This window comes from Ferrovibrio xuzhouensis, assembly GCF_042648965.1.
In the GTDB taxonomy this organism is placed as follows: domain Bacteria; phylum Pseudomonadota; class Alphaproteobacteria; order Ferrovibrionales; family Ferrovibrionaceae; genus Ferrovibrio; species Ferrovibrio xuzhouensis.
In genome coordinates this window covers 1,717,489-1,740,415 of record NZ_JBHRYJ010000001.1, presented here as the reverse complement: position 1 = coordinate 1,740,415, position 22,927 = coordinate 1,717,489, and the positions used below count along the sequence as shown (strand labels likewise).

Below are 22,927 nucleotides of genomic sequence, written 5' to 3'. Positions count from 1 at the left end.
GCGGCTCTCCCTTGCCCGCCGCGCCGCTAGTCGCCGTCCTTCTTCAGCATGCGGCCGAGATGCCGGCCGCCGAAGATATGGACATGCAGGTGCGGCACTTCCTGGTTGGCATTGACGCCGCAGTTGCTGAGCAGGCGATAGCCGCCGTCCGCCGCGCCGGCGATCTTCGCCGTGTCGCCGATCGCCTTCACGTAATCGGCCATTTCCTCGGGCGAGGCGCGGTCGGCGAAATCATCAAAATCGACATAGGCGCCCTTGGGGATCACCAGCACATGCACCGGGGCGAGCGGATTGATATCGGCGAAGGCGAGGCTGTACGTCGTCTCGTGCACTTTCTTGCAGGGAATCTCGCCGCGCAGGATTTTCGCGAACACGTTGCTGCTGTCATAGGCCTTGGCCATCGGTCGTCTCTCGCTCTGGGGCTGCGGAAATCAGGTGAGCTGGCGGGCCTTCTTTTCCTCGATGCCCGACTGGCCCTCGCGCTTGGTCAGTTCGTCGCGCACGTCATCGATGGTGATGCCGCATTCGGCCCATAGCACCAGCAGGTGAAAGACGAGATCGGCGCTTTCCGAGACCATCGCCTCGCGGGTCTCGGACACCGCGGCAATCGCCAGCTCGACGGCTTCCTCGCCCATCTTCTGGGCGATCTTGGCGCGGCCCTTGGCGAACAGCTTGGCGGTATGCGACACGGCGGGGTCGCCGCCCTTGCGGCTGACGATGACGTCGTAGAGTCGTTCCAGCGTATCGCGGTTGTCGCTCATCGCTCCGGTCTCTCCCCTTACTGCTGCCGCACCGGTATGCCGGCTTCGGCCATATGGCGCTTCGCTTCGCCGATGCTATGCCGGCCGAAGTGGAAAATCGAGGCTGCCAGCACCGCCGAGGCATGGCCCGCGACTACACCTTCGACGAAATGGTCCAGATTGCCGACGCCGCCCGACGCCACCACCGGGATGGTCACCGCATCGGCGACGGCGCGGGTGAGGGCGAGATCGAAGCCCTTTTCGGTGCCGTCGCGGTCCATCGAGGTCAGCAGTATCTCGCCGGCGCCATACTCGGCCATGCGCCTGGCCCAGGCGACCACGTCGATGCCGGTGCCGTTGCGGCCGCCATGGGTGAAGACTTCCCATTTGCCGGGCGCAACCTGGCGGGCGTCGATGGCGACGACGATGCACTGGCTGCCGAATTTCTCGGCGGCCTCGCGCACGAATTCGGGGCGGTTGACGGCGGCGGTGTTGATCGAGGTCTTGTCGGCGCCGGCCAGCAATAATTTGCGCACGTCTTCGACCTGGCGCACGCCGCCGCCGACGGTCAGCGGCATGAAGCAGCGTTCCGCCGTGCGGGCGACCACGTCGTAAAGCGTGTCGCGCGCGTCCGAGGATGCCGTGATGTCGAGGAAGGTCAGCTCGTCGGCGCCGGCGGCGTCATAGACCGCGGCCTGCTCGACCGGATCGCCGGCATCGCGCAGGTTGACGAAATTGACGCCCTTGACGACGCGGCCGTCCTTGACGTCGAGACAGGGGATGATGCGGACCTTGAGGCTCATGCCGCCTCCTTCAGCGCCGCGGCCGGGTCGATGCGGCCGTCATACAGCGCACGGCCGAGGATGGCGCCGTCGATTTTCGCACCGGCGGCGATCTCGACATTCAGCGCCACCAGATCCTCGATGCCGGCCAGGCCGCCCGACGCGATCACCGGGATCGGCACGGCCCGCGCCATCGCGGCGGTGGCGGCGACATTGACGCCCTTGAGCAGGCCGTCGCGGTCGATGTCGGTGTAGACGATGGCGGCGACGCCGGCATCGGTGAATTTCCTGGCCAGCTCGAGCGCATCGAGGTCACTGGCTTCCGCCCAGCCCTCGACGGCGACGCGGCCGCCGCGCGCATCGATGCCGACGACGACGCGGCCGGGCCAGCGTTTCGCGGCTCGCTTCACCAGCTCCGGGTTGCGCACCGCCACGGTACCGAGGATGACCCGGGTGATGCCGGCGTCGAGCCAGGCCTCGATGGTGGCCTCGTCACGGATGCCGCCGCCAAGCTGGATCGGCAGGTCGATGGCGGCGCGGATCGCCCTGACGGCGGCCGCATTGGCCGGCCTGCCGGCGAAGGCGCCGTCGAGATCGACCAGATGCAGGTAGCGGAAACCGGCCGCGGCCCAAGCCTTCGCCTGTGCTGCCGGATCGGCGTTGAACACGGTGACCTGCGCCATGTCGCCCTGCTTGAGGCGGACGCATTCGCCGTTCTTCAGGTCGATGGCGGGATAGAGGTTCATGCGGCCGTCTCCGCCAGCAGCTTGGTGTAGAAATAGCCGTCGATATGGCTGCCGTCGATGAAGGCATAGCGCGGCTTGATGCCCCAGCGCTTGTAGCCGGCCTGCTCGATCAGCTGGATCGCGGCGGCCAGGGTGGCGCGCAGGTCGAGATCGATCTGCTGGAAGCCCGCCGCGCGGCCGGTCTCTTCGACGGCCTTCAGCAAACCGCGGGCGAGGCCATGGCCGCGCGCCCAGGGCGCGATGAAAAAGGTGGTGAGCTGCGCGGCATGGGCCTGCGCCTCGTTGTTCGGCGGCGGTCGCAGCAGCTGGGTCGAGCCGACGATGGCGCCGTCGAGCCGGGCAACGAAGAGGTCGCGCTGCGGCATCAGCAGCACGCCGCGCCAGTAGCTTTCCAGCACGCGGCGCGGCGGCGGCGTCAGCCAGCCGAAGCCATTGCCGTCGAGGATCGCCTTCTCGGCGGCCTCGCACAGCTCGTCGAGCTCGTCGTCGCTGAGCGCGGCGACCTTCTCGACCACGGCATTGGGGGTGATGTCCTTGACCTTGATCGTCATGACGCTTCCCTAAGGTGTCCAGCGCAGGAAATTGGCCAGCAGCCGCAGACCGGTCGCCTGGCTTTTTTCCGGATGGAACTGGGTACCGACCATATTGGCGCGGCCCACGGCGGCGACCACCGGGCCGCCATAGTCGGCCTCTGCAAGGATCACGCCGCGATCCGCCGGCTTCAGGTGGTAGCTGTGCACGAAATAGGCATGGTCGCCGTCTTTCAGGCCGGCCAGCACCGGGTGCTGCGGCTGCAGCAGGCGTAGCTGGTTCCAGCCCATATGGGGGATTTTCAGCGCCGGATCAGACGGCTGCAGCAGCTCCACCGCGCCGTCGATCCAGCCCAGTCCCCTGTGTTCGCCATGCTCGCGGCCGACGGTCGCCATCAGCTGCATGCCGACGCAGATGCCTAAGAACGGCTTGGCTTTGCGCAGAACTTCATCGTTTAGCGTCTCGATCATGCCGTCGAGTTGGCTAAGGCCGCGATAGCAGTCGGCGAAGGCGCCGACGCCGGGCAGCACGATGCGGTCGGCCGCATGCACATCGGCGATATTGCTGGTCACCGCCAGGTCCAGCGCGATGCCATCCTCGGCGGCGGCCCGCTGGAGCGCCTTGGCGGCGGAGCGCAGGTTGCCGGAGCCGTAATCGATCAGGGCGAGCTTCATCTTACACCAGCCTCGGGAAGGCGCTGTCGGCCGGGCCGGGCCGGGCCGCGGCGGGCGACGGCTGTGCACCGGCCGGGCGCGCGGTTGCGGCCCTCCGGTTTTCCGGCGCGTGCAACCAGCGGGCCTCGGCCTCGGCGGCGGAGCCGGCCAGCACCACGCCGGCCAGCCGCCAGCCGCGGCGGGCAAGCGTCCAGCGGCGGAAATCGGCGGCCATGCAGCCGATCAGGAAGCCGACGGCCAGGGCGATCAGCGCGGCGGCCGGGTCGGCGATGCCGCCGAACTCGGTGACCAGGCCGAGCGCAACGCTGAAGACGACATACCCGGCGAGGCCGAGCCACAGCCGGTGCCACAGCAGCCACAGCAGGGGAACCAGCGCCGCGGCCCAGGAGAATCCCGAGGCCACGGCGATCACATCGCCGCCGTTGCCGGGGCGCTCATGCAATGTGAAAAAGCGCATGAAAGCCCCTTACAGCGAGCCTTTGGTCGACGGCACAGCCTGCGGGCTGCGCGCATCGACGGTGCAGGCGTGTCGCAGCGCCCGGGCGAGACCCTTGTAGCAGGTCTCGACGATATGGTGGTTGTTCTCGCCGTACAGGTTCTCGACATGCAGGGTGATGCCGGCATTCTGGGCAAACGCCTGGAACCATTCCTTGAACAGCTCGGTATCCATCTCGCCGAGCTTCGGCCGGCTGAACGCCACCTTCCAGATCAGGTAGGGGCGGTTCGAGATGTCGAGCGCGACGCGGGTCAGCGCCTCGTCCATCGGGATCAGCGCATCGCCATAGCGCAGGATGCCGGCGCGGTCGCCGAGCGCCTTGGCCACCGCCTCGCCGATGACGATGCCGGTATCCTCGGTCAGGTGATGATAGTCGATATGGATGTCGCCCTTGGCCTGGACCTCGAGGTCGATCAGGCTGTGCCGCGAGAAGGTCTCGAGCATATGGTCGAGGAAGCCCACCCCGGTCGCCACCTTGTAGCTGCCGGTGCCGTCGACATTCACGCTGACGGTAATATCGGTTTCCTTGGTTTTCCGGGCAACACTGGCCTTACGTGCGGCCATCGACGGTCTCCTTCCAGCACGGGCCGGCCTCCTGTGGCCCGGCCTGCGGGCCGGCCCGGGAACCGGTCCGCGCGCGGTATAGCAGGAACCGGCGGGCGAGGCTAGGCAGGTTGCAGGCCCGGCCGGGCGCGGTCGGCCGGCTCAGTGACCGGGCTTCAGTGGCCGGGCACCACCCGGGGCTGCCGCAGGCCGGCTTCGGCCGGCAGCGGCTCGGCCGAAGCCAGCCGGGCCGCCATGATGCCGAGCGCGGTACGGTACTGGCGCAGCCGGGCCTCGATGGCGCCGGCCTCGAGGCTGTTCTGTTCGGCGATGCGACGGACGCGCGCCTCGAGATCGGCCAGCAGCGGCCGCAGCAGGCCGAGCTTGGCCACCGGCGGCACGCCGCTGAGGCAGGCCACCGGCAGGCCGTCGGTCAGGCGGCGGAAGCGCCGCATCAGCTGGTCGCCGCGGCTTTCCGGGGCCCGGGCCGCCGGAAGCGCGCCCGAGGCGGCATCGACCAGCAGCACCAGCACCGCCTGGTGCAGGGTGTTGACGATGCTGAGCCACTGGTCCGTGCGGTATGGGTTGTCGATCAGATCAACCGGTAAGGGTGCCGGTTGCAACAGGATGAGGGCGCGATTGAGCCGATCTGCCATTTCATCGGCTCCGGTCACGCCACGCGCAGCGAAACAGCCGGGGCGAAGGCCGCCGCCGCCTGCTCAAACCTGCCGGAAAAGTTTCCTCGCATCACCATCGCCCAGTTTCGGCTCTCGGGTGGTCGGCGTACAGAACGTCCTGCCTCGTCCACAGCCTGAAGCAGCAAAAATCCCTTTAATTACAGGCCATCGGACTCGTTCTACGAGTCCATACTAGCGGCATTACTCTTTTTTGGCGAGTAGAAATCAAAAAAGATTCCTCTTTTATGATCAGTTGCGGAGATACCCTTGTATGCGTCATGGGGGTCAAAATGGAACGCGGCTCCGGGATATGCAACCGGTTCACGGGAAAAAGGGGAAGGCCGGCGCCGGGCGAGAGGCCAGGGGCGATCAGGCGACCCGGAAGCGGCCGAGCAGGCCGGCGAGCTCCTCGGCCTGCTCGGACAGCGCCTGGGCCGAGGCCGAGGTCTGCTCGACCAGCGCGCCGTTGCGCTGGGTCATCTCGTCCATGTTGACCACGGCGCCGTTGACCTCCTCAAGGCCGCGCGACTGCTCAGCCGAGGCCGCCGCGATCTCGGCGACGATGTCCGAGACCTTCTTCACCGCGGTGACGATCTCGACCAGCGAGGCGCCGGTCTGGTTGACCAGCTGGGCCCCGGTCTTCACCTGGGCATTCGACTCCGCGATCAGCCCCTTGATGTCCTTGGACGCATTGGCCGACCGCTGGGCCAGCGCGCGGACTTCCTGCGCCACCACGGCAAAGCCCTTCCCCGCTTCGCCCGCGCGGGCCGCCTCGACGCTGGCATTCAGGGCCAGCAGGTTGGTCTGGAAGGCGATCTCGTCGATCAGCGACACGATGTCGGCGATCTTCTGCGCGCTCTCCTCGATGCGGGTCACCGCACGGACCGCCTCGGCCACCACCGAACCACCGCGATCGGCGGTATCGCGCGCCGCGGTGGCGAGCTGGTTGGCGGCCTGGGCGTTGTCGGCATTCTGCTTCACCGTCATCGTGACCTCGTGCATCGCGGCCGCGGTCTGTTCCAGCGTCGCCGCCTGGCTTTCGGTGCGACTGGCCAGATCCTGGCTGCCGGTGGAAATCTCGCCGGCGGCGGCGCGCACGGTATTGGCGCTCTCGGCAATGCGCTGCATCGCCTCGGCCAGCGTGGTGCTGGCGCTGTTGACGTCCTCCTTCAGCCGGGCGAAGACGCCGGCATACTCGCCGGCGACACGGCGGGTCAGGTCGCCTTCGGCCAGCCCGGCCAGCACGCGGCCGACCTCGTCGACCGCACCGGCCACCGCATCGAGCAGGCGGTTGACGCCGCTGCCGATCTTGCCGGCAACGCCATCGAGTGATGCCGTGTCGATGCGCTGGGCGAGGTCGCCGGCGGCGGCGGCGGCGACGATCTCGCCGACCGCGCGGTCGAGCAGGGCATCCTGCGCCTGGCGGTGCCGCTCGGACGCCTGTCGCTCGCTCTCGACATCCTGGCGGAGTTTTTCGTTCTCGGTGCCGTTCTGCCTGAACACCTGCACGGCACTGGCCATGCGGCCGATCTCGTCGCGGCGGTCGAGGCCCGGCACCGCAGCGCCGTAGTCGCCGCCGGCCAGCACGGTCATCGCCTCGGTCAGGGCCGCGATCGGGTTGGCGATGCCGCGACCGATCAGCAGGGCAAACAGCAGGCCGAGCACCAGCGCCGCCACCGACAGCACGGCGACAGTGATGAAGGTGGCGCGGAAGGCCAGCGCCGCACCGGACTGCTCGGCCTTGAGCTGCGCCAGTTCGCTCACCTTCACCTGCTGGGTGAGGTCGGCGATCTTGGCGATGTCGTCTTCCATGGTCTGGTAGATCAGGGTGTTCATGTCCTGCGCCGCATTGGCGGCGTCGATGATGCCGGTCTCGTAGAGGCGGGCGAATTTCTCGGCATCCTCGGCCGACTGCACCAGCGCCGGCTTGTCGAGCGAGCTTTTCAGCGTGTCGATCAGGTCGACGAAGGTCTTCACCTTGCCGCGCGCCTCGTTGGCCATGCTCATCTCGCCCTGGCCGATGAAGCGGGTGGCGGCGAGCCGGATATCGGCGAAGGCATCGAGTACCAGGCCGGCCTCGGTGGCGGTGGCCATGTCGTTGCTGCGCATCGCCGTGCGGATCAGCTGCAGCAGCTCTTCATGCGCCTTGGGACCATAGACGTCGAGCTGGCTGCCGTTGATCGCCTTCATCTTGTTGCGCGCCTCGATGGCCTTGGCGAGGTTGGTGAAGGTGCGATCGAGCAAAGGCTGGATCTGCTCCATCAGGGCATGACGCGCACTGTCGCCCTCCGCTTCGGTCGCCGCCTTCAGCGTCTCGCGCAGGTCGGGTTCCAGATGACGGGTCGCCAGCAGGCCACGCGGATTGTCGCGCTCGATGTAGAGCAGCAGGTTGCGCCGCAGGTCGACGATGTCGCGCTCGAACTGCTGGATGCGGCGGCCGTTCTCGGAGATCGCATCGTAATTGGTGAAGGCGCGATCGCCGCGCTGGATGCCGATGCCCGAGGCCACCGCCACCACCACCAGCAGGACCAGCGCGACGGCGAAACCGATGGCGATGCGCACGCGGATGCCGAGCCCGGCGAACCAGGCCAGCACCGGTGGCAGGCGGCGCGGCGCATGTTCCGTCACGACATGACTGTCGGCATCGGTGCCGATGACCGGATCAGAGGCGGCATCGGCGGCGGCGATATCGGCATGCACCATGGAACAGGCTCCTGAATCAGCGGGACCGGCCGGCACAGCGGGCCGGCCGGACAGAAGAGGGATGGGCGGGATGAGGGGCAGGCAGGCAGGCTGTGCGGTGGCCGCACAGGCCGGCATGGCAGCATGACGGAGCGGCCGGCGTCCAATCGTCAGTTCGGATGCCGGCGGATAAGAATGTCTTATGGACGGAATGACGCCACGGCAGCGGTACGGGCGGCACAGGACAGACGCGGCAGGACACCATCAGGACTTCCGAACAGGCCCGCAGCCAGGGCTGCGGGGTTCACCCAGCAATGCCGCTCCCGATGTCTCCCCCCGGATTCCGTGTCGACCCTTGCAACCCCGGCCGACCGGTTCCGATGCCGCCACAACCCTGGTGGCGGCGCCCATGTTATCGAATATTTACATTATGTCGCGGGCCGTTGCCTAGACGCCCGGCGCGAATACAAGCCACGGTCGCTCAGCCCTAAACCATTCTCGCGTCTTGCGGATTTGCCGCTCTGCACCAATGTATAAGTTACCGGAATCGCCGCAGCTTTGTGCCCCGGACGATTTACAACCCGGTAGCAGAGACTGGCAACTAATGGTAAAGACGCTATCATTATTACAACCTTTGACTCACTTGTAATGGAGAAGGTCATGCGCAAACCGAACCCCTATGACGCCCATGTCGGGTCGCGGCTGCGGGCCTGCCGGACACTGGCGGGCTTCAGCCAGGAGCGGCTTGGGACGGCGGTCAGCCTGAGCTTCCAGCAGATCCAGAAGTACGAGAAGGGCCTGAACCGCATCGGCGCCAGCCGCCTGCAGCAGTTCGCCCAGATCCTGAACGTGCCGCCGTCCTACTTCTTCGAGGACATGCCTGGCGTCGAGCAGCAGCCGCAGGCGCGGCCCGAGCATGCCGTCGTGTCCGAGATCGAGCAGGACAAGAGCCCGGTATCGCGCCGTCAGGCGCTCGAGCTGGTGCGCAATTTCGGCAAGATCAGCGATCCCACGGTGCGCGACCGCATCTTCCAGCTGATCAAGGCCGCCGCGACCTCCTACAGCGGCAAGGCCGAGGGCGAGGACGAGCAGCCGGCGGCCGTTGCCGTCGCGGCCCCGGCCGGCGACGAACCGGCCTGATCCGGGCACGGTCTTTTCCTCCCGCCTGTTTTGCCTTCCGGGCCGCGGCCATCGCCGCGGCCCGTTTTTATGGGCGCCGACTTTATTGGCGCCAGCCGTGATTGCCGCGCGCAATACCTGCCACCGGTTTCACAACCGGCCGGACAATCCGCTCTGACGTAGTTGTCCACAGGAGATCGCCTTTCGGCTGTCATCTCCGTGAGAATCTTGCGGAGGTAAGTGCAATCATCCTGCCGTCCACACTTAAAGGAGGCATGGATGACCATTCACACGCTCAAAACCCAGATCCTGCAGGCCCGCCGGCAGCGTCTGCCCGACCAGCTCACGCTCGATCACGGTCCGCGCGATCAGCTCGGCCGTTTCTTTCTCGAAGCCGACAAGGCGGCCCGCGACCGCGGCGTCTTCCTGTCGCTCAGCACCGATTTCGAGATGCTGGAAGCCATCAACCAGGAGAACCGGCCGAGCTGGCACCGCCTGGTGCCGACCTTCGAGCATCATGTCGGCGGCATCAATGCCGGCAACGGCTTCTGCCTGATCGGCCGTAACGAGGAGGGCGAGATCATCAGCACCCAGGCTGCCCGCTTCTTCGACTTCGGCGACGAAACGCTGGCCGATTACCTGACCAGCCTGCGGCTGTTCTATCCGCATCCCGAACGGCAGAAGCGGGACGGCGAATCCTGCTCGGTCGAGGCACCGAGCGCGCGTACGATCCGCGGCAAGGCGGTTTTCTCCGGCGGCACCTGGATCCATCCGGAATACCGCAAGCGGCTGATGCCGATGATCCTGCCTCGCATCTCGCGGGCGCTGGCGCTGACCAAGTGGGATACCGAATACACCTTCAGCCTGGTCAGCAACGCGCTGGTCAGCAAAGGGGTAGCCCAGGCCTATGGCTATAACCGCGTCGAGCCGGGCATCCTGTGGTTCATGGCGCCGGTGGCGGATCGCTGCGAGGCATCGCTGGTCTGGATGCCGCGGATGGAAATGCTGGCCGATATGCTGGCTTTCCCGCAACTGCTGGCCGACGCGGAGAACCACGAGGCCCGGCCGCTTCAGCCGCTGCCGGCGGCTGAACCCGTCGCCGTCAGACCGAACTGACGCTCCGGGCGCCCTCTAGTCCGAGCGGCACAGAAATATGCGGTGTGACCAGAGAGCTGCCAGACAAAAACCGCCCGCCGTTGCCGTCGCGCCAGCGCAGAATCAGACGCTGGTAGCGGCGACGGCGGGAATCATGACCCTCCGCCTCGATGATGGCATCGATGTCGTCGGCGAGCGGATCGCCTTTTTGCATGCATTCCAGATAGGAAACCGCCGTCCACTGGCCGTATTGCGGATCCGGCTGATCGGTCAGCCGCCGGCCGACCATCTGCTTGAGCTTGAAATTGTCGTAGATCGAGAAGCCATCGCCGGAAAATTTCAGCGTCAGTCCGATATTGGGCTGATCCTCAACCAGCAGAGTGCGGTTGATCATCTCGCTGCTCTGCAGATAGCGGTCGACGCTCTTGTCATAAAGGCCGCTGTTGGCGCGCCACAGGTCGTAAAGCCCGACCAGCCGTTGCTGGCCGCTGTGCCGCCAGCTGTCAAGCTGCTGTGGTGCCCGGATGAATTTGTCGCGCATGCGCGGTTCGCGCAGATTGGCCAGCTCGCGCAGCCGTGGCGACACTGCCCCGGCCTCCAGAAAAACCTCCTCCATCCAGCCCATCAGGTAGAAGACAAGCCCGACCGGCGTCGTCTTCACGGCGCTCTCCAGATAGGATTCGAGGGTCGAGAGCACCGCCGGCGACAGCATGCCGGCGCGGAACTGCAGCAGGGTGACGTCCTCGCGCACCTCGAGCCAGACATAGCCGAGATTGCGCGCGGCATAGCCGGCGAGATCGAAATCGGGATTCGGATAACCGAGTTTTTCCGCCAGCAGCTCGGACGGCCAGCGCCACCAGCGACCGGACGTATCGATCAGATAGTTCATGCCCACCCCCACGCGGCCCCAGCCTGACCGCATGGTCAGGAGTCTAGGGCAGCCCCGGCAGGGAGTCGAGAGCGCCTTCCGCACCAGAAAGTCGCAACGTCAAAGGCTTACGCAACCGTATTGCGGTGTATCTTTCGCCCGCTTGCAGCGCGCGACCGCCCTCCCTACATGAACAGCCTGTCGCAGATAAGGATTCCTCCCGCATGAGCAGCAGTAATGACCAGGTGCCGGTCTGGCACGGCACCACCATCCTTGCCGTCCGCAAGGGCAGCCAGGTGGTGCTGGCCGGCGACGGCCAGGTCAGCCTCGGCCAGACCGTGATCAAATCCAATGCTCGCAAGGTGCGCCGCATCGGCGACGGCAGCATCCTGGCCGGCTTCGCCGGCGCCACCGCCGATGCCTTCACCCTGTTCGAGCGGCTGGAAGCCAAGCTGGAGCGCCACCAGGGCCAGCTCGCCCGCGCCTGCGTCGAACTGGCCAAGGACTGGCGCACCGACCGTTACCTGCGACGCCTCGAAGCCATGATGGCGGTGGCCGACCGATCCGTCTCGCTGGTACTGACCGGCACCGGCGACGTGCTGGAACCCGAGGACGGCCTGATCGGCATCGGCTCGGGCGGCAACTACGCACTGGCCGCGGCGCGCGCGCTGATCGACCGGCCGGACATGGATGCCGAGGCGATTGCCAGGCGCAGCCTCGAGATCGCCGCCGACATCTGCGTCTACACCAATCGCAACATCATCATCGAAAAGCTGTCATGACCTCGTTTTCCCCGCGTGAGATCGTCTCCGAACTCGACCGCTACATCGTCGGCCAGGCCGATGCCAAGAAGGCCGTCGCCGTCGCGCTGCGCAACCGCTGGCGCCGCCAGCAGCTGCCCGAGGGCCTGCGCGAAGAGGTGCTGCCGAAGAACATCCTGATGATCGGCCCGACCGGCGTCGGCAAGACCGAGATTTCGCGGCGGCTGGCCAGGCTGGCCAATGCGCCGTTCCTGAAAGTGGAGGCGACCAAGTTCACCGAGGTCGGCTATGTCGGCCGCGATGTCGAACAGATCGTGCGTGACCTGCTGGAAGGCGCGCTGACCATGACCCGCGAGAAGCGCCGCAAGGAGGTCGCCGCCCGCGCCGAGCTGGCGGCGGAAGAGCGCCTGCTCGACGCCCTGGTCGGCGACAAGGCCAGCGTCGAGACGCGGCAGAAATTCCGCAAGATGCTGCGCGAGGGCAAACTCGATGGCCGCGAGATCGAGATCGAGCTGAAGGACGGCGGCGCCGGCGGCATGCCGATGTTCGAGATTCCCGGCATGCCCGGTGCCCAGATGGGCATGGCCAACCTGCAGGACATGCTGGGCAAGGCCTTCGGCGGCCCGCGCGGCAAGCCGCGCAAGGTGCAGGTCGGCGAGGCGATGAAGGCGCTGACCCAGGAGGAAAGCGACAAGCTGGTCGACCAGGACAGCCTGACCAAGGAGGCGATCACCGCGGTCGAGCAGAACGGTATCGTCTTTCTCGACGAGATCGACAAGATCTGCGCCCGCAGCGAATACCGCGGCGGCGGTGATGTCAGCCGCGAAGGCGTGCAGCGCGACCTGCTGCCGCTGATCGAAGGCACCGTCGTCAATACAAAGCATGGCACGGTAAAAACCGACCACATCCTGTTCATCGCGTCCGGCGCCTTCTCGGTGGCCAAGCCGAGCGACCTGCTGCCGGAACTGCAGGGCCGCCTGCCGATCCGCGTCGAGCTGAAGGGCCTGACCCGCGACGATTTCAAGCGCATCCTGACCGAGCCGGAGGCCAGCCTGCTGAAGCAGTATGTCGCCCTGCTGCAGACCGAGAATGTGACGCTGGTGTTCACCGACGATGCCGTCGACGCGCTGGCCCAGGTGGCGCATGACGTGAACGAGGGCGTCGAGAATATCGGCGCGCGGCGCCTGCACACGATCCTGGAACGCGTGCTGGAGGAGATCAGCTTCACGGCCGCCGACCATTCCGGCCAGACCATCACCATCGACGCGGCTTACGTGACGCAGCGCATCGGCGATCTCGCCAGCAACGCCGACCTCAGCAAGTATATCCTCTAGGCTGACACCCGCCGCGACGCCGCCCGGGCCGCGCGCATGGCATCCAGCCGGCGCCGGGTGGCGCGCTCGCGGCGCAGGCGGGCGAGATACATCCAGGCGCCGGTGAAGACCAGCGCGGTCAGCCCGCAGCCGAAGACGAACCACACCAGCCGCGAGGCGGTGCCGGCGAAATCGCCGTAATGCAGCGGATTGGCCATGGCATCCCAGCGCCGCAGCGGCCCGGCACCATCGATGCGGTCGACGCGCAGCACGCGGCCATCGGCCGGATCGAGCCAGACCCGGTTGGCACGATCGCGCACCAGCAGGTCGCCGGCCTGGCCCGCCAGCGCGAGCGGCGCGCCCGGCCGTGCCGGGAAATAGACAGCGCGCACCTCAAGACCGGGAAAGGCGGCACGGCCGCGGGCGACCAGGTCGTCGAGCGGCATGGATACGGCGACACCGGCCGGCCTGCTGGCCGCCGGCGGCGGCGGCTCCAGCCGCATGCCGGTGTCGGCCAGCAGGCGTTCGGCGAGATACCAGCTTGCGGTCAGCGCGATGACGGCGAGGAACCAGACCGCCCAGCCGGCGACCAGCCGGTGCAGGTCGTGCAACAGCACCGCGCTGCCCTGCCGCAGCCGCAGGCGGAACAGGCCGCGCCAGAATTGCGGATAGATCACGACGCCGCTGACCAGCATCACCAGCAGCGCGAAGCCGAAGGGCGTCGAGAGATAGACGCCGACATTGATGCGCCGGCCATCGAGGATGATGGCATTGGGCAGGTAGAACTGCCGGTGGATGCGCCGCAGCATGGCATGGATGGTCTCGCGGTCGCGCGCCCCGGTCACGACCGCATGGTACGGATCGACATAGACGAGCCGCGCCGTTCCATCCGGCGCCACCATGCGCGCCTCGGCAGCGAAATACTGTCCTTCCGGCGCGGTGATCCGCTGCAGCACCCAGTCCGGATGCGCGCGGCGCAGCGCGGCGTCGAGCGCACCCCAGCCGGCCAGCGTTGGCGCGGGGTCCACCCGCAGCGCCGGATCGGCCAGCCAGTCGAGCTCATGGCCGATGCTGGTCAGCGTGCCGAACAGGCAGAGGAAGCCGAGCACCAGGCAGCCGTAAAAGCCGACCAGGCCGTGCAGCCGATGCATGATCCGGCGCATCGCGGTGACTGTTCGCTCAGTAGCGCGCGGTCAGCCGCGCCAGCACGGTCAGCGGCTCGCCGGCATAGATCTCGGTGGTGCTGACCGGGGTCTCGATGTAATCGGTGTCGAACAGGTTCTTGCCGGCGACCGAGACGCGGACATGATCGTTCAGGTCGTAGAAGACGCTGGCATCGACCCGCATGTAGCCGGCCACCGAGAAGCTGTTGTCGAGCGCGCCGTTGCGGTGGTCGACGGCGACCATGCCGCCGCCGAAGCCGAGGCCCCTGAGCGGACCGTCCCCGATCTTGTAGGTCGACCACAGGCTGCCGCTCCAGCGCGGTGCCCCGGCAAGCTGGGCGCCTTTGAAAGCGGTGTCCCTGGTCACTTCGGTATTGAGGAAGGCCCCCGAGGCGATCACCTGCCAGCCCGGCCGGACCGTGCCGGTGACATCGAGCTCGACGCCGCGCGAACGCTGCTCGCCGGTGGCGACCGACTCGCCGGCATTGTTCGGATCATCGGTGGTGACGTTCTGCCGGGTCAGGTTGAACACCGCCAGCGTCGCCGACAACCGGTCGGGCAGGATGTCGGCCTTGGCGCCGACCTCGTATTGCTGCCCGGTTTCCGGATCGAACGGGCTGCCGTTGACGTCGGTGCCGGTCTGCGGCTTGAAGGATTCCGTATAGCTGGCATAGAGCGACAGGGCGGGCAGGACCTCCCAGACGATGCCGGCGCGCGGGCTGAAGGCATTGCCCGACTGCTGGGTCTCGGCCCCGTTGCGGGCATTGACCTGGTCGAAAGAATCGAAGCGGCCGCCGGCCAGCAGCTTCACCGTATCGGTCAGGGCAATCTGGTCCTGCAGATAGACGCCGTAGATGTCGACCGCCGCGGTCTGCACCGTCTGCGCCCCGTAGACGCCGGGCAGGGCGCCATAGACCGGGTCGTAGATGTTGATGCTGCCGAGCGTCGCCGTGCGCCAGTCGATGTCGCGATGCGCGCGGCCGTATTCGCCGCCCAGCAGCACGGTGTGGCCGAACGGGCCGGTATCGAAGCGGGCGGTGCCGTCCAGCGTGAAATCGGCATAATCGGTGTCGTCGTTCTGGATGCGCGCCTGGCGCGCCAGCACGCCGCTGGCGCTGATGCTGCGGGGGTCGGCGCTGACCCGCAGGCTTTCGCCGCGGTCGATGCGGCTGACCTGGCGGATGGTCAGCCAGTCGTTGACCTCATGCTCGAGCTTGGCCTGCAGCGCCAGCTTGTTGGAATCAAAGCGCGAGAATTCCTCGCCGAGATAGCGATCGGAGGGGATCGCCGCCACCTTGCCGCCGATGGCGACGAGGCCGCGGTCGAAAGGCAGGCTCTGCTCGGTGTAGTCGAGGCCGAGCGTCAGCGTCGTGGTGTCGCGCGGCTGCCACTGCAGGGTCGGCGCCACCGCCTTGCGCTCGGACTCCGTAAAGAAGTCGCGGAAGGTATCGCTCTTCTGGTACGCCCCGGTCAGCCGCGCCGTCAGCCTGCCCTCGGCATCGAGCGGGCCGGTGACATCGGCCTCGCCGCGGCGATAGTCGAAGGAGCCGGCTTCCAGGCTGCCGCTGGTGCCGAAATCGCGCTGCGGCTTCTTGGTGACGATGTTGACGAGGCCGCCGGGATCGCCCTGGCCGAACAGCACCGAGGCCGGACCCTTGAGGACCTCGACACGCTCGACATTCGACAGGTCGAGGAAGGTCTCGTTGGTGAACAGCGGATTGTTGACCACGCCGTCGCGCGCGAAGGTCTCGCCGCGAAAGCCGCGGATGGTGAAATTCTCCGCGCGATTGCCGATGGTGCTGCCTGGCTGCACGTTGCTGACATTCTGCAGCACGTCGGTCAGGCGGTTGTCCTGCTGGTCCTCGATCACGCTGCGCGGCACCACGTTCACCGCCTGCGGCACGTCTTTCAGCGGCGTGTCGGTCTTGGTGCCGGTGGCCGAGCGGGTGGCGCGGTAGCCCTCGACCGGCCCGTCGGCGAATTCGGCCGGCGCCTGCCCCTCGACCTTCAGGGCCGGCAGCACCGCCGGCCCGGCGGTGACAGGAGGGGCGGCCGGCGTATCGGCCGTCTGGCCAAGGGCCGCAGGCGCGGCGGCCAGGGCGAAGAGGGAGACAAGGGTTGCCGTTTGCAGGCCGGGCAGACGCGCCATGGTGACATCCTGACAATGAGGAGGGACCTGGCTGGCGACTGCCGGGGCGGGGCAGGACACTGGCTAACGCCCGGGAACGGGAAGGCCCTGCCGTATCATCGCCGAAGCAGCCCTGTCAATGCGAATGATACGCAATTGCCGATTTTCACCCTTGATTCATATGTATAATTTTTAAGCAGACGGTCGGCGGAATCCCATGCAGCCGGGCGCGATATGCCCTAAAACCGGAGGCGACATCCGATAAAGGCGGGAGGAAAAGCCTGATGAATGCAGACCTGAAGGGCCGCGTGGCGCTGGTGACCGGCGCGTCCAGCGGCATCGGCGCGGCGACGGCGAAACTGCTGGCCGGGCGCGGCTGCGCGGTGGCGATCAATTTCTCGAAAAGCCGTCCGGCGGCGGAAGCCGTGCTGGCGGCCTGCGAGGCGGCCGGCGGGCGCGCCTTCCTGGTGCAGGGCGATGTCGCCGACGATACCGACTGCCGGCGCATCGTCGACGAGACGGTGGCGCATTTCGGCCACCTCGACTTCCTCGTCAACAATGCCGGCACCACCAAGTTCGTCGCCCACAAGGATCTCGCCGGTCTCTCGGCCGAGGATTTCCAGCGCATCTATGCGGTCAACACCATCGGGCCGTTCCAGATGGTGCGCGCCGCCGAAAGCTACCTGCGCGCCACCAAGGGCGCCGTGGTCAATGTCTCGTCGGTCGCCGCCATCCTCGCCATGGGCTCGTCGCTGGCTTATGTCGCCTCGAAAGCCGCGCTGAACGGACTGACGCTCGGCCTCGCCCGCGTGCTCGGCCCCGAGGTGCGCATCAACAGCGTCTGCCCCGGTTTCGTCGAGGGCGAATGGCTCAAGCAGGGCATGGGCGAGGCGGCCTATGAGGCGACGCGGCAGACCTGGATGGCGCTGGCGCCTCTGGGCCGCGCCAACACGGCGGAGGATGTCGCCGCCAGCATCGCCTTCTTCCTGACCGCGGCGCCCAATATCACCGGCGAGACCCTGATGATCGATGCCGGCATGCGGCTGGCGGCGCCGCGGCCGCCGGTTTCACGCTAGGCAGTGCGCGCCAGGCTGAGCGGCAGCGGCGCCGCACCGGCCTCGTCGCCGGCATCGAGGCGGATGTCGGCGATCACCGGCAGATGGTCGGAGATGCGCCGCGCCGTGGTGTCCACGTGGCTGTGGCGCAGGGCGGCAGCCGGGCGGCAGTAAACCCGGTCGAGACGGAGCAGCGGCCGGCGCGCGGGGAAGGTGCGGTGCATGGTGCGCGCCGGCAGCACGGCGGCCAGCGCGCGCCGCACGCTGCCGAAAAAGAACCAGTCGTTGAAGTCGCCCAGCACCACCGTGGTACGCCGCGCCGTGCCGGCCATGGCGGCCAGCATGGCTGCCTGGGCGCGGCGTTCGCGCCAGCCGAGGCCCAGATGCACGGCGGCGAGATGCAGCGGCCCCCAGGGTGTCGCCACCGTGGCCTCAATGGCGCTGCGCGGTTCGCGGCGATGCACCGACAGGTCATGCACGGCGACATCGTGCAGCGGCCAGCGGCTGATCAGGGCATGGCCGTAATAGCCATCCGGCGCCGTGATGGTGCGCGCCTCGGCGGCATGGCTGCCGAGCGAAGCGGCGAGGACGTCGAAGGGGGAATCGCCACTGCGGCCGCGGGAATCGATTTCCTGCAGCGCGACGATGTCAGGATCGTGGTAGCGCACCAGGGTGACGATGCGGTCGAGGTCGTAGCGGCCGTCCGGCCCGATCCCGGCATGCAGGTTCCAGGTCAGCAGGCGGACGGTCGCCGTGTCGTCCGGCCGTTCGGTGCCGCTCATCGTACCGTGCCGCTCATGCCGCCGCCTTGCCGTCACCGCTGCCACTGCCGCGCAGGTGGCTGACCAGCCGCTGCAGGCCGAAGGACAGCACGCCCCAGCCGAGCAGCAGGGCGGCGAACAGCACCACCTGCATCGCCGAGGGCGAGTCCAGCAGCTGCCACAGGCCATGGCCGAGCGCCGACAGCACGATGACGCCGGGCGCCAGCCCGAGCGCCGAACCGATCAGGTAGTCCACGAGGTGGATGCCGGTGGCGCCGGCCACCAGGTTGATCAGGGTGAACGGCGCCGTCGGCACCAGCCGGATCGCGGCGACGGCGAAGATGCCGTGATGCTGTACGCGCGCGGCGATGCGATGGATGCGCGGTCCCATCAGCTGCCGCAGCGGCCCGGTGCCGATCGCCCGGCCGATGCCGTAAGTGACGAGCGCACTGCTCATGGCGCCGGCCGCCGCCAGCGGCAGGCCGGGCCAGGTGCCGAAGGCGGCCGCGGTGGCAGCGATCATCAGGGTGACCGGAAAGGCAACCAGGCCGCCCAGCACGAACAGCCCGATCACCGCCGGCCAGGCCCAGCCGCTGGCGCCCAGCCGGGTGAACAGGCCGGTCAGCTTTTCCAGCGACAGCACATCGGCCAGCGACGTGTAGCGCCAGGCCAGCACGCAGGCGGCGACGACCAGCAGCAGCAGGCCGAGTTTCAGCACGGCGCCGAGCCGGCTCTGGCGCGGCGGCCCGTCCGCTGCCGGCAGCGGTGCCGCGAGATAGCTTTCGGCCTCCAGCGGATGCGGCGGATCGACCATCTGGCCGATGGCGGCGAACTGCCCGATATCGCCGGGACCGCCGTCGCTGACCGGCAGCAGGCGGCGGTCGCCGTCGGACGCCAGTGCATCGAGTACCGCGAACAACGCGCCGTCATGGCGCCGCAGAAGATCCGCGACGTCATCGACCGTGGTACCGCAATGTTCGGCCAGCAGGGCATTGCGCAAGTCCGCGATGCCAGCGCGGCCCGCGGCATCCGCCGGCGCCAGCACGGCATCGCATTCGGTATCGAGGCCGAAGGAGCGGTTGCACAGGTTGGCCGAGCCGATGCGCAGCAGGCGGTCGTCGACGATCATCAGCTTGGCATGCACCTTCACCTCGGCCGCCGCCGCGCCATGGCCGACGCGCGGATGCAGCAGGCGCACGCGATCCTGCACGCCGGCCTCGCGCAGCACCTGCATAAAGCGGATGCGGCCGGCCAGCATGCTCTGCTGCTCGAACCAGCCGGCATAGCTGTCGGGACTGACCAGCACGGCTTCCAGTTCCGGCCGTTCCTGCAGCCGGCGGGCCAGGGTTGCCGCCACGCCGGTGCAGGTGAGGAACTGGTTCTCGATATAGAGGCTGCGTTCGGCGCCGGCGATCATGTCGTGATACAGCGCCTCGATCTCGCGAATTTCCGGTTCGCTGTCGAAAGCCGGCTGGGTGCGGGCGATGCCGACCGCCACGTCGCGAAAGCCCGGCGCGACATCGGCCGGCCACAGACCGGCGGCGGCGTCCTTGTCCGGTGCGGGCGGCAGGCGTTCGCCGGTGACGCGCTGCCAGCGGCCGCGCGCCACTTCGGCAAGCGCCGCGGCGGCCGCACCATCGAGCATCAGCTGCACATCATGAAAGGGCGTATAGGGCCGGCCGGCGGGATCGGTGCGCAAAGGCTGGTCGGCCGCATGCTCGCTGGTGTCCCAGCGGCGGATGGTGAGGTCGAGGCCGCCGATGAAGGCGACGGCATCGTCGACGACGACGAGCTTCTGGTGATGCGCGGCGCCGACCGGCAGCATCTTGTCGAGGCAGAGCTCGACCTGCGGCGGCGTGCTCCACTGCAGCGCCAGCGCCGGCATCTTTTCGCGCTCCAGTGCATAGAGCGCGGCGTAATCCCACAGCAGCAGCTTGACCGTCAGCGCCGGCCGCCGGGCGGCCAGTTCGCTGAGGAAGGGCCCCAGCGTCGCCGGCAGGTCGTCACCGGTTTCGCCATCGGCACCAACCAGCCGCATGCGGCTGTCGATGTCCCAGCCGACGATCACGATACTGTGGCGGGCATCGCGCAGAACGCGGCGCAGGGTGCCGAAATAGGCCGCCGCATCGACCAGCACGGCGGCGCGCCGCGCCGGCGCCTGCCGCCAGATGTTGCGGCCGGGCCGCAGCAGGCCGCGGGCGGCGCTGTCGCCGTCCTGTTCTGCCGGATCCGTATCGGTCTGGTTGAGCATGCCTCGCTCGCCTCCCGCCGCCATGCGAATGTGAAAGCGGCAGTCTGGCGGCGGTTCGCGCCGCCGGTATGGCGCGGATGCGTCAAAATCATGGCCGGGGCGGAAAACCGCCGCGGATGAATGCTGCCGCCTAGCCGCGCAGCAGCTTCAGCATCTGTTCGAGCCTGGTCTCGTCGAGCTTGTCGATACGGCGGCCGAGTTCGTTGGCCAGCAGGGTGGCGCGCGGGGACAGGCCCGCCGTGTCGATGGTGACCCGCGGATGCGACAGCCGCGCCAGATCGGCCAGCGCATCGGCATCGTCCCAGATGATGTTGAGATAGCCGCAGATGCGCTGCAGCAGCAGCCAGCTCGGCCGGCCGCGATGGCCGTGTTCCAGCGCCGAGAGGTAGGCCGAGGAGACGCCGAGGTCGGCCGCCATCTGCTTCAGCGTGATGCCGCGCGCCTGACGCAGGCTGCGCATGCGGGCGCCGAACGGGGTCACGACCACCGCTCCGCTAATCGTATGTGTGCGAATTGCCGCGTCATGGCGATCAACCTATGCTCTTGCCATGGGGAAACGCAATCGCCTGATCCGCCCCTGGAGGGTGGCCATCGTAATGCTGGCGCTGGCGCTGCTGGTGCCGGCAGCCAGTCGCGCCGGGACACCGGCGGCCACGCCCGTCACCATCGGTTTCCGCGTCGCGCCGCCCTATGTGATCGCCCCGCCCGATGGCCGCCTGAAGGGCCTGGAATACGAGCTGGTGATGGCCGCCGCTGCCGCCGGGGGACTGGCGGTCACGCCGGATGTCGCACCCTACGGCCGGCTGCCCGAGGATTTCCGGCGCGGCCACATCGATGCCTTCACACCGGCCGGCGCGGCGATGCAGCTGCCCGGCTGCCTCAGCGACACCGTACTGACCTACCAGAACATTGCCTTCACGCTGGAGCGCAACCGGCTGCCGATCAACGAGATCGCCGACCTCGCCTATTACGACGTGATGGCCTTCCAGAACGCCAGCCGCCTGCTCGGCCCGGCCCTGCTGCAGGCGCAGCGCATCAACACGCGCTATCACGAGGTGGCCAACCAGATGCTGCAGGTCCGCGCGCTGTTCACCGGGCGCACCGACGTGGTGATCGCCGACCGCCGCATCTTCCGCTTCCTGATGCACAGCAGCGAGGCCGGCGTCGACACCGCGGCACCACTGGCCGAGCATGTGATCTTCCCGCCCAGCGACTACGGCGTCGCCTTCCGCAAGCCAGCCGCCTGCGCCGCCTTCAATGACGGGCTGCGCCGCATCCGCGGCGACGGCCGCTACGACGCGATCCGGCAGAGCTGGGAGGCCGCGCTGGAAGCCGCCGGCGCCACGCCGATCCGCTACCACCGTCCGGGATAGGCGCCGTCAGGTGCTGGCGAGGCCGTCGAGCGCCTGGCGCTGGATCTCCACCGCACGCGGATAGCACTGGCCGCGCCAGTCGTCGCTGTCGGGATAGAAGGCGGCGCGGATCTGCGCCTTGATCGCCTGGCCCTGCGGCGAGAAGACATTGCCGCGCAGGTGCAGCCAGTTGTCGGCGATCACCGACAGCCGCACCTCGGGCGAGGGGATGGTGCCGACCTCGATGGCGCAGGCCACGGTCACCGCCTGCGGGCAGAAGCGGGCGATGCCCATGCGCAGGTTGCCCTCGATCACCGGCGAGTCCGACTGGCCCATGGCCGGCGAGGTCACCGCATCGCCGAACCAGCGCCGCGCCAGGGTCAGCGCCTCGGAGCCCGGTGCATGGCGGCAGATCATTTCCGAATAGCCGAAGGGGCCAAGACCGGTGTGGTGGTCGAGCACGCAGATGCGTTTCGCCGTGCCGAGATATTTTTCGCAGATCGCCTGCACCGTGCGATGCGACCAGCAGGCTTCGATGCCGCCGTAGAAAATGCCCTGCGGATGGCTGTGCTGGCCGCTGACCAGCGCCGCATCGGCGGCACGGCGGCCGACTTTTTCGTAATAGGCGGCGAGGCTGGCCTTGAGCGCGGCGATGCTGGCGTCGGTCCAGTCCGCCGGCAGCAGCCAGTCATGCACCTCGGCATAGGCCGGGTTCGACGGCGGCGGCCCGGCGGCGAAATCGATGAAGTTGCGGTTGATGTCCATGTTGTCTTCATTGACCCGGCGCCCCCAGGAAAAACCGTAGGGGTTGCTGGCATGGATCATCAGCATCGCCGTGCCGGCCGGCAGCTTTGCGGCATGGCCGTCGGCCAGCCAGCCGGTCTGGCAACCGGAGCCGTAATACCCCTCGATGCCATGGGTGCCCGACACGGTGACCAGCACCGCCTTGGCATCGCGGGGGCCGAGCCAGGCGGTATCGGTGAACAGGTCTTCGCCGGCAATGCCGGTCAGCGGATGCGGAATGCTGTCGGTCTGGGCAGCGGCGGCCTTGGCGGTGGCGAGGAATTTGCTGCGGGCGGCGACATAGTCGGGGGAGAAATGGTCATGAAGAGACATGGATACACTCTTACTCCGCGGTTCTGCGGATGGGGGATCGGGCCTGATAGCGACCGTATACTGAATAGTGGCGG

23 protein-coding genes are annotated in these 22,927 nt (G+C 67.8%); 6 read left to right on the top strand and 17 right to left on the bottom strand.

Annotated elements, in window-relative coordinates; all coding sequences use genetic code 11:
• Positions 1 to 26: 26 nt before the first annotated feature.
• From ACFOOQ_RS08640 to ACFOOQ_RS08595, 10 genes are all read right to left on the bottom strand, one after another.
• A complete protein-coding gene (locus ACFOOQ_RS08640) occupies positions 27 to 401 on the bottom strand; it encodes a histidine triad nucleotide-binding protein (protein WP_379724490.1) in 375 nt (124 codons plus the stop codon).
• Positions 402 to 431: 30 nt separating this feature from the next.
• A complete protein-coding gene (locus ACFOOQ_RS08635; protein ID WP_379724487.1) occupies positions 432 to 761 on the bottom strand; it encodes a phosphoribosyl-ATP diphosphatase in 330 nt (109 codons plus the stop codon).
• Between the two features lie 17 nt (positions 762 to 778).
• On the bottom strand, positions 779 to 1,543 hold the full coding sequence (hisF, locus tag ACFOOQ_RS08630) for an imidazole glycerol phosphate synthase subunit HisF (RefSeq protein ID WP_379724484.1): 765 nt from the start codon (positions 1,541 to 1,543) through the stop codon (positions 779 to 781).
• The gene (hisA, locus tag ACFOOQ_RS08625) at positions 1,540 to 2,268 is read right to left on the bottom strand and encodes a 1-(5-phosphoribosyl)-5-[(5-phosphoribosylamino)methylideneamino]imidazole-4-carboxamide isomerase (RefSeq protein ID WP_379724481.1); all 729 of its coding nucleotides are present in this window, start codon (positions 2,266 to 2,268) and stop codon (positions 1,540 to 1,542) included. The genes hisF and hisA overlap by 4 nt, the downstream gene beginning before the upstream one ends.
• Positions 2,265 to 2,819 (bottom strand): GNAT family N-acetyltransferase, encoded by a 555-nt coding sequence (locus ACFOOQ_RS08620; RefSeq protein ID WP_379724478.1) that lies wholly within the window; start codon positions 2,817 to 2,819, stop codon positions 2,265 to 2,267. The genes hisA and ACFOOQ_RS08620 overlap by 4 nt, the downstream gene beginning before the upstream one ends.
• A 9-nt stretch (positions 2,820 to 2,828) precedes the next feature.
• Positions 2,829 to 3,473, bottom strand: coding sequence for an imidazole glycerol phosphate synthase subunit HisH (gene hisH, locus ACFOOQ_RS08615; RefSeq protein ID WP_379724475.1), 645 nt, complete (start codon positions 3,471 to 3,473; stop codon positions 2,829 to 2,831).
• 1 nt (position 3,474) lies between these two features.
• Positions 3,475 to 3,930, bottom strand: coding sequence for a DUF2628 domain-containing protein (locus ACFOOQ_RS08610; RefSeq protein ID WP_379724472.1), 456 nt, complete (start codon positions 3,928 to 3,930; stop codon positions 3,475 to 3,477).
• Between the two features lie 9 nt (positions 3,931 to 3,939).
• Entirely contained in the window at positions 3,940 to 4,533 is a 594-nt protein-coding gene (hisB, locus tag ACFOOQ_RS08605) for an imidazoleglycerol-phosphate dehydratase HisB (protein ID WP_379724469.1), read from the bottom strand.
• A 155-nt stretch (positions 4,534 to 4,688) separates the two neighbouring features.
• A complete protein-coding gene (locus ACFOOQ_RS08600; protein ID WP_379724467.1) occupies positions 4,689 to 5,168 on the bottom strand; it encodes a hypothetical protein in 480 nt (159 codons plus the stop codon).
• Between the two features lie 390 nt (positions 5,169 to 5,558).
• A complete protein-coding gene (locus ACFOOQ_RS08595; RefSeq protein ID WP_379724464.1) occupies positions 5,559 to 7,892 on the bottom strand; it encodes a methyl-accepting chemotaxis protein in 2,334 nt (777 codons plus the stop codon).
• A gap of 639 nt (positions 7,893 to 8,531) precedes the next feature.
• On the opposite strand from ACFOOQ_RS08595, the gene ACFOOQ_RS08590 reads away from it, so the two are divergent.
• Both ACFOOQ_RS08590 and ACFOOQ_RS08585 read left to right on the top strand, forming a co-directional pair.
• Positions 8,532 to 9,011, top strand: a complete 480-nt coding sequence (locus ACFOOQ_RS08590) for a helix-turn-helix domain-containing protein (protein ID WP_379724461.1) — start codon at positions 8,532 to 8,534, stop codon at positions 9,009 to 9,011.
• A gap of 258 nt (positions 9,012 to 9,269) precedes the next feature.
• Entirely contained in the window at positions 9,270 to 10,106 is an 837-nt protein-coding gene (locus ACFOOQ_RS08585; protein WP_379724458.1) for a hypothetical protein, read from the top strand.
• Here ACFOOQ_RS08585 and ACFOOQ_RS08580 read toward each other — a convergent pair.
• Complete coding sequence (locus tag ACFOOQ_RS08580) at positions 10,093 to 10,974, bottom strand: hypothetical protein (RefSeq protein ID WP_379724455.1); 882 nt, start codon at positions 10,972 to 10,974, stop codon at positions 10,093 to 10,095. The genes ACFOOQ_RS08585 and ACFOOQ_RS08580 overlap by 14 nt on opposite strands.
• A 203-nt stretch (positions 10,975 to 11,177) precedes the next feature.
• Between ACFOOQ_RS08580 and hslV the strand changes: the two genes are divergently transcribed.
• On the top strand, positions 11,178 to 11,735 hold the full coding sequence (gene hslV, locus ACFOOQ_RS08575) for an ATP-dependent protease subunit HslV (protein WP_379724452.1): 558 nt from the start codon (positions 11,178 to 11,180) through the stop codon (positions 11,733 to 11,735).
• Positions 11,732 to 13,048, top strand: a complete 1,317-nt coding sequence (gene hslU / locus ACFOOQ_RS08570) for an ATP-dependent protease ATPase subunit HslU (protein WP_379724449.1) — start codon at positions 11,732 to 11,734, stop codon at positions 13,046 to 13,048. The genes hslV and hslU overlap by 4 nt, the downstream gene beginning before the upstream one ends.
• Here hslU and ACFOOQ_RS08565 read toward each other — a convergent pair.
• Together ACFOOQ_RS08565 and ACFOOQ_RS08560 are read right to left on the bottom strand one after the other, a co-directional pair.
• The gene (locus ACFOOQ_RS08565) at positions 13,045 to 14,178 is read right to left on the bottom strand and encodes a PepSY-associated TM helix domain-containing protein (protein ID WP_379724446.1); all 1,134 of its coding nucleotides are present in this window, start codon (positions 14,176 to 14,178) and stop codon (positions 13,045 to 13,047) included. The genes hslU and ACFOOQ_RS08565 overlap by 4 nt on opposite strands.
• A gap of 28 nt (positions 14,179 to 14,206) precedes the next feature.
• Positions 14,207 to 16,339 (bottom strand): TonB-dependent siderophore receptor, encoded by a 2,133-nt coding sequence (locus ACFOOQ_RS08560; protein ID WP_379724443.1) that lies wholly within the window; start codon positions 16,337 to 16,339, stop codon positions 14,207 to 14,209.
• A gap of 263 nt (positions 16,340 to 16,602) precedes the next feature.
• Between ACFOOQ_RS08560 and ACFOOQ_RS08555 the strand changes: the two genes are divergently transcribed.
• Complete coding sequence (locus ACFOOQ_RS08555; RefSeq protein ID WP_379724440.1) at positions 16,603 to 17,394, top strand: SDR family NAD(P)-dependent oxidoreductase; 792 nt, start codon at positions 16,603 to 16,605, stop codon at positions 17,392 to 17,394.
• Here the strand turns inward: ACFOOQ_RS08555 and ACFOOQ_RS08550 are convergent.
• From ACFOOQ_RS08550 to ACFOOQ_RS08540, 3 genes are all read right to left on the bottom strand, one after another.
• Positions 17,391 to 18,155: an endonuclease/exonuclease/phosphatase family protein gene (locus ACFOOQ_RS08550; protein ID WP_379724437.1), complete on the bottom strand. Its 765-nt coding sequence runs from the start codon at positions 18,153 to 18,155 to the stop codon at positions 17,391 to 17,393. The genes ACFOOQ_RS08555 and ACFOOQ_RS08550 overlap by 4 nt on opposite strands.
• Before the next feature lie 13 nt (positions 18,156 to 18,168).
• Positions 18,169 to 20,385, bottom strand: a complete 2,217-nt coding sequence (locus ACFOOQ_RS08545; RefSeq protein ID WP_379724434.1) for a VTT domain-containing protein — start codon at positions 20,383 to 20,385, stop codon at positions 18,169 to 18,171.
• Between the two features lie 130 nt (positions 20,386 to 20,515).
• On the bottom strand, positions 20,516 to 20,866 hold the full coding sequence (locus tag ACFOOQ_RS08540) for a helix-turn-helix domain-containing protein (protein WP_379724431.1): 351 nt from the start codon (positions 20,864 to 20,866) through the stop codon (positions 20,516 to 20,518).
• A gap of 67 nt (positions 20,867 to 20,933) precedes the next feature.
• On the opposite strand from ACFOOQ_RS08540, the gene ACFOOQ_RS08535 reads away from it, so the two are divergent.
• Positions 20,934 to 21,758, top strand: a complete 825-nt coding sequence (locus tag ACFOOQ_RS08535) for a substrate-binding periplasmic protein (protein WP_379724428.1) — start codon at positions 20,934 to 20,936, stop codon at positions 21,756 to 21,758.
• Between the two features lie 6 nt (positions 21,759 to 21,764).
• Here ACFOOQ_RS08535 and ACFOOQ_RS08530 read toward each other — a convergent pair whose 3' ends face one another.
• Positions 21,765 to 22,853: a M14 family metallopeptidase gene (locus tag ACFOOQ_RS08530; RefSeq protein ID WP_379724425.1), complete on the bottom strand. Its 1,089-nt coding sequence runs from the start codon at positions 22,851 to 22,853 to the stop codon at positions 21,765 to 21,767.
• Between the last annotated feature and the right edge of the window lie 74 nt (positions 22,854 to 22,927).

What these genes read in the sequence shown, in the direction of transcription:
- hisA (WP_379724481.1), bottom strand. Translation starts at nt 2,268, where the DNA reads ATGAACCTCTATCCCGCCATCGACCTGAAGAACGGCGAATGCGTCCGC.
- ACFOOQ_RS08610 (WP_379724472.1), bottom strand. Translation starts at nt 3,930, where the DNA reads ATGCGCTTTTTCACATTGCATGAGCGCCCCGGCAACGGCGGCGATGTG.
- ACFOOQ_RS08535 (WP_379724428.1), top strand. Translation starts at nt 20,934, where the DNA reads ATGGGGAAACGCAATCGCCTGATCCGCCCCTGGAGGGTGGCCATCGTA.
- ACFOOQ_RS08560 (WP_379724443.1), bottom strand. Translation starts at nt 16,339, where the DNA reads ATGGCGCGTCTGCCCGGCCTGCAAACGGCAACCCTTGTCTCCCTCTTC.
- ACFOOQ_RS08580 (WP_379724455.1), bottom strand. Translation starts at nt 10,974, where the DNA reads ATGAACTATCTGATCGATACGTCCGGTCGCTGGTGGCGCTGGCCGTCC.
- ACFOOQ_RS08545 (WP_379724434.1), bottom strand. Translation starts at nt 20,385, where the DNA reads ATGCTCAACCAGACCGATACGGATCCGGCAGAACAGGACGGCGACAGC.
- hslV (WP_379724452.1), top strand. Translation starts at nt 11,178, where the DNA reads ATGAGCAGCAGTAATGACCAGGTGCCGGTCTGGCACGGCACCACCATC.
- hisH (WP_379724475.1), bottom strand. Translation starts at nt 3,473, where the DNA reads ATGAAGCTCGCCCTGATCGATTACGGCTCCGGCAACCTGCGCTCCGCC.
- ACFOOQ_RS08530 (WP_379724425.1), bottom strand. Translation starts at nt 22,853, where the DNA reads ATGTCTCTTCATGACCATTTCTCCCCCGACTATGTCGCCGCCCGCAGC.
- ACFOOQ_RS08550 (WP_379724437.1), bottom strand. Translation starts at nt 18,155, where the DNA reads ATGAGCGGCACCGAACGGCCGGACGACACGGCGACCGTCCGCCTGCTG.
- ACFOOQ_RS08640 (WP_379724490.1), bottom strand. Translation starts at nt 401, where the DNA reads ATGGCCAAGGCCTATGACAGCAGCAACGTGTTCGCGAAAATCCTGCGC.
- ACFOOQ_RS08590 (WP_379724461.1), top strand. Translation starts at nt 8,532, where the DNA reads ATGCGCAAACCGAACCCCTATGACGCCCATGTCGGGTCGCGGCTGCGG.
- ACFOOQ_RS08635 (WP_379724487.1), bottom strand. Translation starts at nt 761, where the DNA reads ATGAGCGACAACCGCGATACGCTGGAACGACTCTACGACGTCATCGTC.
- hisF (WP_379724484.1), bottom strand. Translation starts at nt 1,543, where the DNA reads ATGAGCCTCAAGGTCCGCATCATCCCCTGTCTCGACGTCAAGGACGGC.
- ACFOOQ_RS08620 (WP_379724478.1), bottom strand. Translation starts at nt 2,819, where the DNA reads ATGACGATCAAGGTCAAGGACATCACCCCCAATGCCGTGGTCGAGAAG.
- ACFOOQ_RS08595 (WP_379724464.1), bottom strand. Translation starts at nt 7,892, where the DNA reads ATGGTGCATGCCGATATCGCCGCCGCCGATGCCGCCTCTGATCCGGTC.
- ACFOOQ_RS08555 (WP_379724440.1), top strand. Translation starts at nt 16,603, where the DNA reads ATGAATGCAGACCTGAAGGGCCGCGTGGCGCTGGTGACCGGCGCGTCC.
- hslU (WP_379724449.1), top strand. Translation starts at nt 11,732, where the DNA reads ATGACCTCGTTTTCCCCGCGTGAGATCGTCTCCGAACTCGACCGCTAC.
- ACFOOQ_RS08565 (WP_379724446.1), bottom strand. Translation starts at nt 14,178, where the DNA reads ATGCATCGGCTGCACGGCCTGGTCGGCTTTTACGGCTGCCTGGTGCTC.
- ACFOOQ_RS08585 (WP_379724458.1), top strand. Translation starts at nt 9,270, where the DNA reads ATGACCATTCACACGCTCAAAACCCAGATCCTGCAGGCCCGCCGGCAG.
- ACFOOQ_RS08600 (WP_379724467.1), bottom strand. Translation starts at nt 5,168, where the DNA reads ATGGCAGATCGGCTCAATCGCGCCCTCATCCTGTTGCAACCGGCACCC.
- hisB (WP_379724469.1), bottom strand. Translation starts at nt 4,533, where the DNA reads ATGGCCGCACGTAAGGCCAGTGTTGCCCGGAAAACCAAGGAAACCGAT.